General features: G+C 42.5%; 11 protein-coding genes. All 11 read left to right on the top strand.

Features of this window, described 5'->3' with window-relative positions; genetic code table 11:
* Positions 1-64: 64 nt before the first annotated feature.
* The 11 genes from WGC32_RS02105 to WGC32_RS02055 all read left to right on the top strand — a co-directional run bounded on the left by WGC32_RS02105 (position 65) and on the right by WGC32_RS02055 (position 14722).
* The gene (locus WGC32_RS02105) at positions 65-445 is read left to right on the top strand and encodes a hypothetical protein (RefSeq protein ID WP_342680522.1); all 381 of its coding nucleotides are present in this window, start codon (positions 65-67) and stop codon (positions 443-445) included.
* Entirely contained in the window at positions 384-2912 is a 2529-nt protein-coding gene (locus WGC32_RS02100; RefSeq protein ID WP_342680521.1) for a VirB4 family type IV secretion system protein, read from the top strand. Before WGC32_RS02105 ends, WGC32_RS02100 begins: the two co-directional genes overlap by 62 nt.
* 44 nt (positions 2913-2956) lie before the next feature.
* Positions 2957-3493: a DUF5697 family protein gene (locus WGC32_RS02095; protein ID WP_342680520.1), complete on the top strand. Its 537-nt coding sequence runs from the start codon at positions 2957-2959 to the stop codon at positions 3491-3493.
* The gene (locus tag WGC32_RS02090; RefSeq protein WP_342680519.1) at positions 3480-4187 is read left to right on the top strand and encodes a DUF6100 family protein; all 708 of its coding nucleotides are present in this window, start codon (positions 3480-3482) and stop codon (positions 4185-4187) included. Before WGC32_RS02095 ends, WGC32_RS02090 begins: the two co-directional genes overlap by 14 nt.
* A 153-nt stretch (positions 4188-4340) precedes the next feature.
* Positions 4341-5501, top strand: a complete 1161-nt coding sequence (locus WGC32_RS02085; RefSeq protein WP_342680518.1) for a hypothetical protein — start codon at positions 4341-4343, stop codon at positions 5499-5501.
* On the top strand, positions 5491-7353 hold the full coding sequence (locus WGC32_RS02080; protein ID WP_342680517.1) for a VirD4-like conjugal transfer protein, CD1115 family: 1863 nt from the start codon (positions 5491-5493) through the stop codon (positions 7351-7353). Before WGC32_RS02085 ends, WGC32_RS02080 begins: the two co-directional genes overlap by 11 nt.
* Before the next feature lie 21 nt (positions 7354-7374).
* Positions 7375-8550, top strand: a complete 1176-nt coding sequence (locus tag WGC32_RS02075; RefSeq protein ID WP_342680516.1) for a S1 RNA-binding domain-containing protein — start codon at positions 7375-7377, stop codon at positions 8548-8550.
* Between the two features lie 38 nt (positions 8551-8588).
* Positions 8589-9002, top strand: coding sequence for a hypothetical protein (locus tag WGC32_RS02070; protein ID WP_316687738.1), 414 nt, complete (start codon positions 8589-8591; stop codon positions 9000-9002).
* Between the two features lie 59 nt (positions 9003-9061).
* Positions 9062-9754 carry a hypothetical protein gene (locus tag WGC32_RS02065; protein ID WP_342680515.1) on the top strand — a complete coding sequence of 231 codons (693 nt, stop codon included), beginning with the start codon at positions 9062-9064 and terminating at the stop codon, positions 9752-9754.
* Positions 9755-9825: 71 nt separating this feature from the next.
* Positions 9826-14073: a SpaA isopeptide-forming pilin-related protein gene (locus WGC32_RS02060; RefSeq protein ID WP_462933610.1), complete on the top strand. Its 4248-nt coding sequence runs from the start codon at positions 9826-9828 to the stop codon at positions 14071-14073.
* Positions 14074-14188: 115 nt separating this feature from the next.
* Positions 14189-14722 carry a hypothetical protein gene (locus WGC32_RS02055; protein ID WP_342680513.1) on the top strand — a complete coding sequence of 178 codons (534 nt, stop codon included), beginning with the start codon at positions 14189-14191 and terminating at the stop codon, positions 14720-14722.
* Positions 14723-14759: the final 37 nt, after the last annotated feature.

The raw sequence follows: 14759 nt of genomic DNA, 5'->3' as shown, positions 1-14759 counted from the left end.
TTTAAGACAATAGACCCGTGCTGTATCGGAGTACTTCTTTGATACAGCAGAAAGGTATGATTATATGGACGAAAAAGAAATTCGAAATGTATATGCAATACCAGCCAACTATACCGATTCAGGAAAAATACTCGGCGGCATGGTTGAACCAAGAAATGCAGTGGAAACCGTTTTTCTTCTTCTTTTGGTGGGGTATCCAGAATTGATGCTGATTCCGATGCCCGGCACCATTCGAATTGTTGTAATGGTAGTTACACTCATGCCTCTTGCAGTCCTGTCCGTTATGGGTATTGACGGAGATTCCTTATTTCAGTTCTTGGGTCATATATGCAGGTTTGGAATTCACAGACGAAAACTTCATATGAGAAGGGTGGGATACAAATATGACAAAGCACAGCTCAAAAACACAAAGAAGCGGAAAAAAGCAAAAAGTCGAAAAGCTTGAGTTTGTTCAGGATTTTCTCCCTATAAAAAATTTGAGCAACGGTATTATTGAAACCGTTGACGGGCGCTATATTAAAATCCTTGAAATCGAGCCAATCAACTTTTTGCTTCGCTCTGATGAGGAGCAAGCCAATATAATTTCTTCCTTTGCAAGCTGGCTTAAAATATCTCCTATGAGGTTGCAGTTCAAGTCTATCACAAGAAAAGCCGACTCAGACAAACACATTGCTATGGTACGGCAAGATCTGAAAGAGGAAGATAATGAAAAATGCAAGGAACTCAGCGAAGACTATATTCGACTGATTAAAGATATCGGGAATCGTGAAGCGCTGACCAGGCGCTTCTTTTTAATCTTCCAATACGAAGAGCTGCACCGAAATGAGGAGAATGATTACGGGAAAATTTATAGCATGCTACAAACGGCTGAACAAAACGCAAGAGCTTATTTTATGCAGTGCGGAAATTCCATTATTCAGCCTAAAGATCCCGATGAAGCAACTGCAGAAATTTTGTATATGTATTTTAACAGGCGCTCATGTGTGGATGAACCCTTTTCTTCTCGTGTCAATCGTGTAGTTGTAGACACAATGGCCGCAAAAAAGAAAGTGATTGGTGTAGACCCAGTTCCCCCAATTAAGATCTCACACTTTATAACGCCACGCGGTATTGACCTGACACATTACAATTACATCATCATGGACGGTCTCTATTATTCCTTCCTTTATATCAAAAAGGATGGTTTTCCGAATACCGTGCGTGGTGGATGGATGTCCGCTCTTATTAACGCGGGTGAAGGTATTGATGTAGATTTGCATTTACAGCGTGAAAATCGAAGTAAAACTATTGATAAAGTTGCTCAGCGCATCCGCCTTAACCGCACTAAACTCAAGAGCCTTCAGGATACCAGTACGGATTATGAAGAGCTGGCCAATTCCATTTCTGCTGGATACTACATAAAAAACGGAATCGCCAATCAGAATGAGGATTTGTTTTACATCTCTGTTTTTATCACAGTATCTGGCAAGAGCTATGAAGAACTGATGTGGCGCAAAAGGCAGATGGTAGATATGCTGAAATCTATGGATATCTATACCAGCGATTGCCGCTTTCAACAGGAAGCAGCGCTCAGGTCAGTCATGCCGTTTTTACAGATAGATCCCAGATTGCAAAAGAAAACAAAGAGGAATGTTTTGACAAGCGGTGCTGCCGCTTCCTATATGTTTACAAGCTTTGAGATGTCAGATGATACAGGCGTTTTGCTTGGAATCAATAGGCATAACAATTCGCTTTGCATTGTCGATCTTTTTAATACGAAGAAGAACAAAAATGCAAACTTGACTATGTGTGGCACCAGTGGTGCTGGTAAAACCTTCACTATGCAGCTGCTCGCACTCAGAATGAGAATGCGTGGTATTCAGTGCTATATTGTGGCTCCCATTAAAGGGCATGAGTTCAAAAGGGCATGTGATAAAGTCGGAGGAACCTTTATAAAAATTGCACCTGGTTCCCCTCATTGTATAAACGTCATGAGTATACGCCATACGATATCTCCAGAAATGGAACTGATTGATGATGTGGACTACAACGACATGGATTCTATGCTTGCCAAAAAAATTCAGCAGCTGATGATTTTCTTTACGCTTCTTATCCCGGACATGACAAATGAAGAAGAACAGATGTTGGATGAGGCGTTAATAAAGACCTACAACGAATTTGGAATAACTCACGATAACAGTTCGTTGTATGAAGATATGACTGTAAATCCGCCGATTATGAAGAAAATGCCCATACTTGGGGATTTACATAAGCACCTTCAAGAAAACCCTATGACAAGCCGTATAGCAACGATTGTGAGCAGATTTGTAACCGGATCAGCACAAAGTTTCAATCGCCAGACCAATGTGGATTTGAGTAATAAATATATTGTGTTGGACTTGTCTGAACTAAAAGGAAAATTGCTCCCGGTTGGAATGATGATTGCACTGGATTATGTTTGGGACAATATTAAAGCAGACAGAACCAAGAAGAAAGCAATCATGATTGATGAGATTTGGCAGTTAATCGGAGCTTCTTCCAATCGTCAGGCGGCTGAATTCTGTTTGACAATCTTTAAAACCATCCGAGGCTTTGGAGGCGCTGCAATTGCAGCGACACAAGACTTATCAGACTTCTTTAGTCTGGATGATGGCAAATATGGAAGAGCCATTATAAACAACAGCAAAAACAAAATTATCTTGAATCTGGAGCCGGATGAAGCTGAATATGTACGAGAGACATTGAAGCTTACAAAAACAGAAATTCGATCCATTACTCAGTTTGAACGAGGAGAAGCTTTGATTTACAGTAACAACAGCAAGATCCCCGTAGTCGTAAAAGCCTCAAAAACAGAACAGGAAATGATAACGACTGATCGAGCTGAGCTGGAAGCCTTGCTGAAACGGAAACAAAATCAAACGCATTTCGGCTAAAATGCGTATTTTATAAAAAATGCGCACAAGGAGGTGAGCAAAAAATGCTTTTAAAAGATGAGCAATACATTATCAAATGGCTGTCTCAATACGGGCCTCTGCCAAAAGCACAGGTGATACGCTTATTAAGAGACAAAACTCCGGAAACAGCAGAAAAAATAATCCGCAGTCTTAAAAGACAAATGAGGATTACTGATGTCGGAGGATATTATCTCGCGTTAGATGAAATGTGCAAACCTGATCAGCGCCTGATTCTTGCTGTTTGGGTTTTACTGCACTTTATTGATCATGTGGATCCTTTAGCCCATTACCCGGCAGTTTACCCATCACAGCTCTTTTTCTTAAAAGAAAATATGGGCTACGAGATTGTCGTATTGTATGAGGGAGAACAACATTTAACCAGACTGCTTCAGCCACAGGAAGAATTAAAATATATCATTGTTGTTCCGCATATTTCCATGGTCCAATCACTTTATCTGCCTAAGGTCCCATGTTTATATGCCACTGTGGATTTTGACGGTCAGGAAGAACCTAATGTTACTTTTTATTCAGAGGAGGTGTTAAAAAATGCAGATGCCTAAAACTGCATTCGAGAAAGTTCTGCAAAAAGCCGAAAGTATAGTAAAACGGCTATCGGTTAAGCTTCAATGTGTAGAACATTTGGTTCAGTCAGGAGAATTGCCGGCAGCCTATGAAATGGCTTTAAAGGCAGCCTCAAGTGCAGAAAGAGCAACACTGGTTACAAGAACACTTCCTGCTTATACCGGATCGCCTTGTGCAAAGCATGATGTTGAACTGATTATTTCTGAATCGGTATCCGTCAAAATAGGCTTCACCATTGAAGGGTGGTTCTGTTTGCGAATACCGGCACTTCTCCCTAAAAAAGAAGATGGATCTGCTTCATACATTCGCTCTTATCTCTATCCGGTGATGCAGCATTTCTTCTCCTATGTACCCCCAGTACGCTATACGGATTGCGTTTTGATATTCAGGCACGTTTACAGCAGAGATCGCCCGGAGCGTCAGTACCGAGATCACGATAATATCGAGGTTAATATGGTGACAGACATTGTTGCTCTTTATGTTATGCAGGATGATGCCCCTTTGAAATGCTGCCATTATTATTGCAGCGCTGCTGGAGAGAGCGACCGAACAGAGGTTTATGTTGTTCCGCGTGATGAGTTTGCACAATGGCTGATTCTTGAAAAAACCATCCCTGAAGAAGGAGTGAAACTCTATGAAGAATGCCAAAAACCGCCTCAAAAACATATGTAAAAAAGGGAGAAAATCGAGCAGAAAAAATTACATATATTTGCTAAACAGAAAAAGCCCTGAAATATCAGCTGTTTGGAGGCATTTTTGCGATGGAAAATCCGACAAAGAGAGCAGTCATACTGTCTTAAAACGCCTCATTCTAAGGAGGTCGGGATGATTACACTTCGGACGGGCAGTCACGCGCTCAACATCATCACCTTGCTATCCGTGACAGGTGAATTTCCAATGCGCTCATTGAAAATTCTTGGAAATGAACGGGTGCTGAAGGCATTGGTTCACAAGATGACAACACCACAAGATTATCGCCTCCCCCATACCCAGACTGAAGAAAGAATAACCTGTAAGCTCCTAAATGTATCCGGTAAAGGTTCAAGCAAATCCATCCGATTTTCAAAAGCTGCTCTTCCCATACTGGAATGGATTCATCCAGATGCGTATGATTACTATATGCATTCTTTTTGGGATCATAAGTTTCCGGGTGATGCAGCTCATATCGAAAGAAATCATCGAGTTGCCGAATCGGTTATGATGTGTATGGCAGCTGGCATTGAATGCCGGCCATATTCTTTGCCTTCTCTTCAGAATATGCAAATCAGTCTGACAGTACCGGAATATTCTGCATATTACCTGGCGAAGGATCTCAAGAAACTCGGAGACTCAGAAATGAGCAAGACGATGTTTACCCGGATGGCGGGCGCTATATTTTCTCAAAGCGAAGCTTATGCGGTCTACAACACCCGCAACGCTCTTATGAAATGGAATGGTATGGGTGAGTTCAAGGCTTTACACAATCTAATCGAGATTAGCCGTATGAATGCCGGTGTTCAAAACATTCAGTCGGCAATTCTTTTAGGTGAGTCTGAGGAGATTGCTCTCAAAACCTTGATGGAAACTGAAAAGAACAGGCGTTTGGAGTTTAGATTCGACAGCATCTATCAAAACATCTACTTTGTACCTATGAATGACTTTGGCATAAGACTACTGCGTCTTCTTTCCATACCTGGATGGAAAGCAAAACTCCTGGATTTGTTGTTTGACAAGGAAACTCAGTCTGGAGGACAAGGTATGATGGAATATGATGCCTTTATTGATAACAAGTATGTGTATTCGTATCTGGATAATGATATTGCACGCTTAATCCGATTGCGCGAAGCACTCCAGACTGATATGAAATCATTTGAAATCCTGTGTTTTCCTGAACAGGGACCTCTCCTCCGTAAATATCTTGGTCCACAAATCTATTTGAAATTTATTAGTATGAGATTAGTGGAAAAAGCAATGGGGCAAAAGGAGGAATTTATGATTGAAAGATAAATATAGAAAAGCCGCTATTGTTGCTGCCACCATACTGGGTTTGGCGGCACTTTTTTATTTGGGTGGACTGATTGGACAATTGCTCACAAACTATTCCATTTGGATGGACAGCGGCGGGCTTGGCGGACAGAACACAATGCGTCCTGTGAACTTTAATCCACTATTCTGTTTCCCGCAGGCATTTACCTTAAACGGGATGAAAGGGATCCTATTTATTCTGGTTGTTGGAGCAGCAATTTTTGCTTATGTAAAGTTTCACGATAAATTTGGAAGCAAAGACTATGATGAACGCGGCTTCAAGGTGGTAAAAAACGGCACATACGGAACCGCCACATGGATGAGCGAGAAAGAAATGCAAGAGGAGCTGGAAGTAACCACACCAGAAAAAGCTGAAGGTACTATTTTGGGCGAATACAAAGGTAAAATTGTCTGTATGCCAAAGGATACCAGACTCAATCGTCATATTGCTATTTTTGGTGCATCCGGAACCATGAAATCAAGAGCTGTTATTCGTAATGCTTTGTTCCAGGCAATGAAACGTGGTGAATCTGTAATTATTACAGACAGCAAGGCAGAGCTTTATGCAGATACAGCAGAAATGTACCGCAACAACGGCTACGAAGTCAAGGTGTTTAATCTGGTAACCCCAGAGCACAGTGATTCTTGGAACTGTATGTCAGACTTAAACGGAGATACTTTGATGGCACAGGTTCTGACGAATGTCATTATCGGAAATACCAGTTCCGGAAAAGGAGATCACTTTTGGGATAATGGTGAAGGAAATCTGCTAAAAGCTTTGATCCTACTTGTTGATCAGGATCGGAGTCGTAATGTAGATATGAAGCATCTTCCGGCGGTGTATCAGGCATTGACACAACACAGTGAAAGACAACTCACTGCAATTTTTGAGAAACTTCCACTCGACCATCCGGCACGGGCACCTTATAATCTTTTTTCTCAGTCCAGTGACACGGTTCGCTCCGGCATCATACTGGGACTTGGTACGCGATTGCAGGTGCTTCAAAACGAGGCCGTTCAGAAAATTACAAGCCGTTCAGACATCGATCTGACTTTACCGGCTAAGAGAAAATGTGCCTATTACATTGTTTTAAGTGATCAAGATGCAACAATGGCGTTTTTATCATCTCTATTTTTCTCTTGTATGTTTATTAAGCTGACGAGATATGCCGACTCCAGACCAAATGGCAGCTGTGACGTTCCCGTTAATTTAATACTGGATGAGTTTAATAATATAGGCAAACTTGGAGCAGCGCCAGATGGATCTGATTTCTGCCGTTCTCTCAGCACCATTCGCTCAAGAAATATCCGAGTGATGCTGGCTGTACAAAGCTTAGGCCAGTTACAAAATCGATATCCCAACAACCTTTGGTCAGAAATCGTCGGAAACTGTGACATCCAACTTATGCTTGGATGTACCGATGATGTTAGCGCAGAATATTTTTCCGCTCGCAGCGGAGATATGAGCATAGAAGTCAATTCTACTATGACGGTAAGAAGAACTATCGCAGTTGCTCAGGTAATACCGCAATATCGCCATACGGAAGGGCAAGGAAAACGGCGCTTACTTACTCCTGATGAGGTGCTTCGATTACCAAACGAAGAGCTGCTATGCATTATTCGCGGATGTAATGTCCTAAAACTGAAGAAAATGGACTACACAAAACACCCGATGGTTAAACAGATTCAGAAAACTTCTATTATGAATTATCGACCGACTTATGTTTGTCCGCCACCAATTCAAAGTGAGCCTATATCAACACCTGAACCGGAGAAAAAACCGGAACGCAAAAAAAGCCTATACAGTTCGGCAAAACCGCCGACTGAATTTTAATTTACAAGGAGGAACTCTAAGATGGAAACCAAAAGAAACGAAACAGAGCTGGAGCAGTTGCCTCAGGAAAATTCTTCTGATTCCCAGACTGACTTGGAATCGGAGAATTCTGAAGCAAGAATGCCGGAAGACGGCGTCGAAGGCGAAGAATCGGGCACTGTTTCCCAAACTGAAACAGAATCAGAAGAGAAACCACGAAGGTCCCGGAGGACCAGGACTCCAAAATCTGAGTCTGATACAGATGAAAAGGAGGTCAAAACAACTACCAGACGGAAACGCGCAAATACCAGAACCAGAACCGCTGTAAATGTTCTTTCAATTGATGAGCATCGCACGGTCGAAACGGAAGCTGACAAAGCCAGGAACGATCTGTTGGATTTGATTGAGTCTATGAAAACGCAGAAGATCCTGACCGGCACGATTCAAGGTGTTGAACAGCCTGAGGATAACCCCTCCCGTTCTCTCGCAGTCATTTACCACGGCGACTTCAAGGTCATCATTCCGGCAGAAGAAGCTGTTCTTCCACCTGAGGATAATCGTGGACGATCTCAAGAAGATGTCATGCATTACACATTGACAAAACGCCTCGGTGCAGAGGTGGATTATATCGTTAAAGGCATTGATCCTCAGTCAGGTGTTGCAGTTGCCAGCAGGCTGGAGGCAATGGCCGCCAAACGCAAGGAATATTATTTCGGTACTGATAGAGACGGAAATAACATTCTTTATGAAGGAGTGTGTGCAGAAGCAAGAATCGTTTCTGTAATTCGCGCCGGCATTTTTGTAGATTTGTTTGGTCTTGAAATTTACATTCCTCTCAGAGAATTGAGTTATCAAAGGCTACTGGATGCTTCTTCGCAGTTTCAACCTGGACAGCGTGTCCTCGTTAAGATTCTAAGCATTGACCGTAGTGACCGAAATCATATCAAAGCCAGTGCGTCGGTCAAACAGGCAGGAGAAAATCCTTATGAAAAAGCTTTGAGAAGATTTTCTGTTGGAAATCGCTATGTTGGAACGGTCAGTATGGTAGATACAACAGGTGTGTTTGTCGCACTTGATGGAGGTGTAGATTGCCTCTGCAGCTATCCGAAACGCGGTCGTCCTCCGAGAGGAGCGCGCGTCACTGTTAGAATTCTCGGTCTCAATATGGAGAGTAATCGTATCTGGGGTGCGATTACCCATATTGCTGCACCAAGATAATTTTCCAACTGAAATTTAGAGTGGGAGGTGATAAAAGTATGGAGTATTGTGAGCTGAGCAAAGAAGAACAGGAGCGTAGAAAGACCATCGCAGAGCATACACGCAGTATGATTCTAAATCAAATGTCCGCCGATGACCAAGATGATACATCCATTATGCTTGGTTACCGAGACTATTATCTGCAGATATCCTTTTCTGCGCTTCATCCATTGATGGTAATCTGCCTTGCACGATCTATTCAGCATGTTAGTTCTGCCAAAAAGAAAAAGATGGTCAATGAACTGAATCTGAAGAGCGTGCTTGGGAGTCATGCGATCAATGAATCGGTAGGATGTTATTCCTATCGGGCGACTCAGTGGCTGGATACGGAGATATCACCACAGAGATATTTCGAAATGTTAAATCGCTGTGTTGATGAAGCAGATCGGGCATATCAAGTTTTGGCAAGCTGATGTTGCATTTTTTGTGATACTCTGGTGTAATAAGGTAAAGACACAAGGAGGGTCACAGTATGAAGAAATTCATTTTGCCAATACTCGTTTGTATATTCTTGCTTTTGTGCAGCTGTTCCGGCTATCTGCCGAATAAGGAAAACTCGGACAGTTCAGCTCAGTCTGTATCTATGCCGGAAGAAGATAGCTCATCTGAAGAACAAAGTAGTTCCAGTTTAGAATCGGAACAACCAGACTCAGGTGAAGATATACAAACCCAGTCTGATCCATCAGACAGTCAAAGCGTCGCCACTGAAAATTCTGAAGGTTCAGGAAACCAAAAACCACCTGCATCTTCCCATACGCAAGTACCGTCTAATGATAAAGAACCACCGAAACAATCACAACCGGCGGAAAAGCCTGAACAAAAGCCTCAACCATCCAATCCCGAGGAAACATCTCCTCCAACATCGAAACCAACAGAGCCATCGGAATCAACACCTGAGCCGTCTGTACCTGAAGAAAAACCGTTTGACATCAGTCCATATTTAACTGATGCGATAGAATATGGCCAGTACATAGGTTTGAAATTGGATTCTACAGCAACAGCTTGCAATGATGATCCCATCTTTGCGAATGCCGACAGCAAGTTTTTGGAGAGAGATTTGTGTGATCGTTTAAATTGGTATGTAGAAAGTGGCTTTACTGCTTTCTGGATTTGGACGGAGGATTTGGGAAACAACGAATACAACATTTTTATTGGATACGCTTAAATTTAACACTATGCTAAAAAGACTCATCAAATGATGGGTCTTTTTCTTTTGCAAATTTTAAGGAGGAACTTATGATGAGTAAAGGAAAACGAATCATATCGTTTTTGATGTCGATTGTTATGAGTCTGGGAGTCTTCTCCGGAATGACATCGACAGTATTTGCAGACACAAAACAAATGACGGCTTATATTCTTGATGTACCAAGAAGCGGAGATAACTCAACAAATCCCAGCGACTGGGGACATCCGGCGTTTGATTTTATGGGGAATTGGAGTACTCCAGAGAAGAAATCACGTTATTCTATGTACTTCCAAGATTCATTTGAAGGCAAAGCCATGTATTGTATTGAGCCAGGCGTTGGTGTCCACACCGGCGATCAGTACGATGGATTTGATGAAACATTCTGGAACAACTATCCTTCCGGGTTGAATCCTACGATTGCACCGACTATTATCAAAGCTTATATCGGGCGCATTATGCAGTATGGATGGCAAGGTAACGGAGAAACAAGCTGGGATATGTCCAACCCAACTCATACCAAAGAAGTCGCACATTATATTGCAACGCAGCTTCTAATTTGGGAAACAGTCGTGGGGGAACGTGATAGTCAGTTTAATAAGGTTGATGCGCATGCACAAGGCAAAGCCAACATTAAAGACACTATCAAAGACAGTCATCCCCTTCGCGATTTGATTTTCCAGTATTACACGGATATGGAGAAAAAGGTACAGCAGCACACAATGCTGCCCAGCTTTTTTACCAGAAGCTCCGGAAGTGCTGATACCTACGAATTGAAATGGAACGGCACAGATTATTCTGTTACTTTAACGGATACAAACGGCGTATTAGGAAACTATTCTTTTTCCAGCAGTACAAGCGGCATGAAATTTGAGGTGAACGGAAATAAGCTCACAATCCGCTGTAATGAAGCACCCAAAGATGCAGTCAGCATCATGGCAGAGAAAAAGAATGGTGAACGCAAAGGCGTCGTAATTTGGTCCGATGGCAACATTGGTGGAGGAAAGCAGGATTTTACAACCTATGGCGCCACTGTTTCTGACCCTGTAACCGGTTATTTGAAACTTGAGATCATGGTTGGAAATATGCATTTGCTGAAAACTTCCGAAGATGGAAAAGTAAGTGGAATCAGTTTTACGATTTCCGGTGAAGGCTATCACGAAGTCAAAACAACCAATGAAGATGGTGTCATCGATATCAGTGATTTGAATCCTGGCGTCTATACTGTGACAGAACAGGTTATTGATAAGTATGAGCCGCAGGAAGTCCAGAGAGTAACGATTGTCAGCGGAAAAACATCCACTGTTACATTTAATAACACTCTGAAAAGAGGTAGCCTAAAAGTTACAAAGACATCAGAAGATGGGCTTACAGAAGGTATGAAATTTCATTTGTATGGCACTTCTTTGGCGGGAATTCCTGTTGACGAGTATGCAGTAACCGACAGTTCCGGTATTGCGACTTTTGACAATGTCCTGATTTCTGGCAGCACACCGTATATTCTGGAAGAGGTAGATACGGCGATCCGCTATGTAATTCCCGAAGCACAGAACACTACTGTTCAATGGAATGAAGTAACAAACCAATCTGTACACAATGTTCTCAAAAAGTTCCGCGTAACGGTTACTAAAAGCGATGCGGAAACTGGTGAAGCACAGGGAGATGCATCGCTTGCCGGTGCTACCTATGGCCTTTATAAGGGAGAAACACTTGTAGACAGCTTTACTACTGACAGCAATGGATCTTTCACAACTGGGTATTATGTATGTGATACGGACTGGACCATTCGTGAGATCAATCCAAGTGAAGGTTATCTGTTGGATCCTACAATCTATCCGGTTGGAGCAGATCCGGAGCTTTATACAGTAGAACTGAATACAACAGCCAATGATGTAAAAGAACAGGTACAAAAAGGTAACATTGCATTGATTAAGCACACTGATGACGGCGAAACTGGAATTGAAACACCAGAAAGCGGTGCAGAGTTCCAGGTTTATCTGAAATCTTCTGGTTCTTACGATGCAGCAGCTGATTCAGAACGAGATTTTCTCACCTGTGATGAAAATGGATATGCAAAAACCAAAGACCTCCCTTATGGCATTTATACAGTGCATCAAGTATCTGGATGGGAAGGCCGAGATCTCATTGATGATTTCGATGTGTTCATCGCCAAAGATGGCCAAACTTATCACTATATCCTGAACAACAGGGTGTTTGAATCCCATATCAAAATTATTAAAGTAGATGCGGAGACTGGCAAGACTATTCCGTATGCCGGTGCCGGATTCCAACTTTTCAAACCGGATGGAACTCAGATCACTCAAACAATCACCTATCCGGAAGTTACCACAATTGATACTTTCTACACAAATGATAAAGGCTATCTGATTACTCCGGAGCCTTTGGAATACGGGTCCGGGTATTCTTTAGTTGAGGTATATGCTCCATATGGTTATGTTGTAAACTCGGATCCGGTTTACTTTGATGTGACAGAGGAAGGTTCCACAGAAGAAGATGGTGTAACCATCATTGAAGTAGAAAAGTCCAATGTCGCACAAAAAGGCGTCATTCATATTAAAAAGACCGGTGAAGTGTTCTCCAGTGTAACTGAGTCTGACGGAATCTATCAGCCTGTCTACTCTGTGCAGGGTCTCCCTGGTGCTGTTTATGAGATTACAGCAGCTGAAGACATTTATACTTTGGATGGTACTCTCCGCTACTCCGCAGGAGAAGTTGTGGATACCATAGAAACCGATGAAAGCGGTATCGCTACCAGTAAAGAGTTGTACCTCGGAAAATTCAATGTGAAGGAGATACAAGCTCCATATCCGATGGTACTCAATGATGAGATCCATGAAGTAGAACTTGTATATGCAGGTCAGGATGTTGAAATTACTGAAGCAGAGACGGGATTCTATAATGAACGTCAAAAAGTAAAAGTGAGCATTCAGAAGGCTTTGGAACAGGATGAACTGTTCGGACTTGGAATGAACGGCGAAATCACTTCTGTTACCTTCGGCTTGTTTGCTGCAGAAGACATTACAGCAGCTGATGGAAGCATTATCCCTGCAGATGGTCAGATTGAAGTTGTATCTGTATCAGAAGACGGAATTGCTGTTTGCACATCAGACTTGCCAATAGGCAGCTATTATCTGCAGGAGCTGTCTGTTGATGGCCATTACATCATTAGCGATGAGAAATACCCATTTGTATTTGAGTATGGCGGTCAAGATGTTCCGCTGATCGAAATCGCTGCAAATGATGGTGCAGCAGTCGATAACACTCTGAAGCGCGGCGAAATCCAAGGCAAAAAAGTCGATGAAGACGGCAATGCTCTTGGTGGAGCAATCATTGGGTTATTCCGTCCGGATTGCACAGAATTTACGGAAGAGAATGCACTCATGACAACAACCTCTGCAGATGACGGCAGCTTTTCATTTAAGAACATCCCTCTTGGAGATTGGGTAATTCGTGAAATTTCGCAGCCGACAGGATTTGTTCTCAGTGATGAAAGCTTCCCGGTTTCTATCACCGAAGATAAACAAGTAATCGAAATTGAAATCGAAAACGCGTTTATTACCGGTAACCTGCATTTAACAAAATATGATGCAGATTTTCCGGAAAACAAATTGTCAGGCGCTGTTTTCGAAGTTTTCCGAGACAGTAACGGAAATAAGGAATTGGATGACGAAGATGAACTTCTTGGCACCATGGAAGAAACCCTGAAGGGAATCTATGAGATGAACGACATTCGTTATGGCGGCGTTCTCGTGCGAGAAAAAACGGCTCCGGAAGGGTTCGTTTTGGACGAAAACGTATACTATATCATGATTGATACAGATGGAAAAACCTACGAAGTCGAAAATGAAGCTGGCAAGGGCTTTATTAACCAGGCACAAAAGGGTTCGCTGAAAATCATCAAGACCTCTTCCGATGGTACGAAGAAAGGCTTTGAATTCCGTGTGACCGGACCAAATGGTTATGATCAAACCTTTGTAACCGACGAATCTGGAGAAATCCTGATTGAGAATTTGCGCATCGGCGAATATGTAGTAACCGAACTGAAAAATAGCGTCAGCGCCAATTATAAAATTGCGGATCCAGTAACCGTAGAAATCGTAGCAGATGAGGTCTTAACGGTTAATGTGTACAACGAAAAGACTACAGTAGATGTACCTAAAACAGGTGATGAAACAAATCTCGGTCTGTGGATTGGTCTTATGATCTGTGGCCTTACCGGCATTGCAGGTACCACCATTGTATGTTTGAGAAAACGCCGCAAAAACAAAAACGACCAGTAATTATCCCTCGCTCATTAAGAACCCGGTCCTTCTGAGTTTTTAGAAGGACCGGCTCTTTGAGCGAATCATATTTACATTCGCGAAACCCAGAAAGAAGGAAGAAACGGAGGCAGTTATGAAATCAAAAAAACGATATCTCCAATATATACTAAGTTTAGTCTGCGTAATAATCACTGTACTCATTCCGCAGACGGTATTCGCCAAGGATGGCACTGACGGTACAGAACTGCAGGTCATGGAACCAGAAAAACTCGAAGTTCAATTGGGAGTAGATTGGGCAGGTACTGAGTTTCAATTGAAAACAGACGCCGGCCTTTATCCAGGAACTATAACCGTTGACCAAGACGGTGTTCTTCGTCTTGAGATCGGAGGAAGCAAGTCTTATGTTCTGTCATGCATGAATTCTTCAGTAAGCGCTCCTGTTCCACAACCTGAGCAAGCCTCTGCCACAGGCAACTCTGAACAGACAGAATCTGAAACCGAAAAAGACGAAAGCAATACCATTGCAGGCATTCCGGTGGTTCATCTTATCCTGTTTGGCGGTGGTATGCTGATTGCTGTCGGTGGATTGATTGGACTGTATTTTGTAAAAAAGCGCCAGGAAGCAGCGGAATCCCAACAGGATTATGACGACGAAGATGATGAATAGATATCCCAGACTGACTTTTATTTGCGAGTGAATAAAA

This window comes from Zongyangia acetica, from assembly GCF_038739695.1.
GTDB classification, from domain to species: Bacteria; Bacillota; Clostridia; order Oscillospirales; family Ruminococcaceae; genus Zongyangia; species Zongyangia gallinarum.
The sequence above is the reverse complement of the archived record's forward strand: the minus strand, read 5'-3'. Positions and strand labels throughout refer to the sequence as shown.

What these genes read in the sequence shown, in the direction of transcription:
- WGC32_RS02105 (WP_342680522.1), top strand. Translation starts at nt 65, where the DNA reads ATGGACGAAAAAGAAATTCGAAATGTATATGCAATACCAGCCAACTAT.
- WGC32_RS02100 (WP_342680521.1), top strand. Translation starts at nt 384, where the DNA reads ATGACAAAGCACAGCTCAAAAACACAAAGAAGCGGAAAAAAGCAAAAA.
- WGC32_RS02095 (WP_342680520.1), top strand. Translation starts at nt 2,957, where the DNA reads ATGCTTTTAAAAGATGAGCAATACATTATCAAATGGCTGTCTCAATAC.
- WGC32_RS02090 (WP_342680519.1), top strand. Translation starts at nt 3,480, where the DNA reads ATGCAGATGCCTAAAACTGCATTCGAGAAAGTTCTGCAAAAAGCCGAA.
- WGC32_RS02085 (WP_342680518.1), top strand. Translation starts at nt 4,341, where the DNA reads ATGATTACACTTCGGACGGGCAGTCACGCGCTCAACATCATCACCTTG.
- WGC32_RS02075 (WP_342680516.1), top strand. Translation starts at nt 7,375, where the DNA reads ATGGAAACCAAAAGAAACGAAACAGAGCTGGAGCAGTTGCCTCAGGAA.
- WGC32_RS02070 (WP_316687738.1), top strand. Translation starts at nt 8,589, where the DNA reads ATGGAGTATTGTGAGCTGAGCAAAGAAGAACAGGAGCGTAGAAAGACC.
- WGC32_RS02065 (WP_342680515.1), top strand. Translation starts at nt 9,062, where the DNA reads ATGAAGAAATTCATTTTGCCAATACTCGTTTGTATATTCTTGCTTTTG.
- WGC32_RS02060 (WP_462933610.1), top strand. Translation starts at nt 9,826, where the DNA reads ATGATGAGTAAAGGAAAACGAATCATATCGTTTTTGATGTCGATTGTT.
- WGC32_RS02055 (WP_342680513.1), top strand. Translation starts at nt 14,189, where the DNA reads ATGAAATCAAAAAAACGATATCTCCAATATATACTAAGTTTAGTCTGC.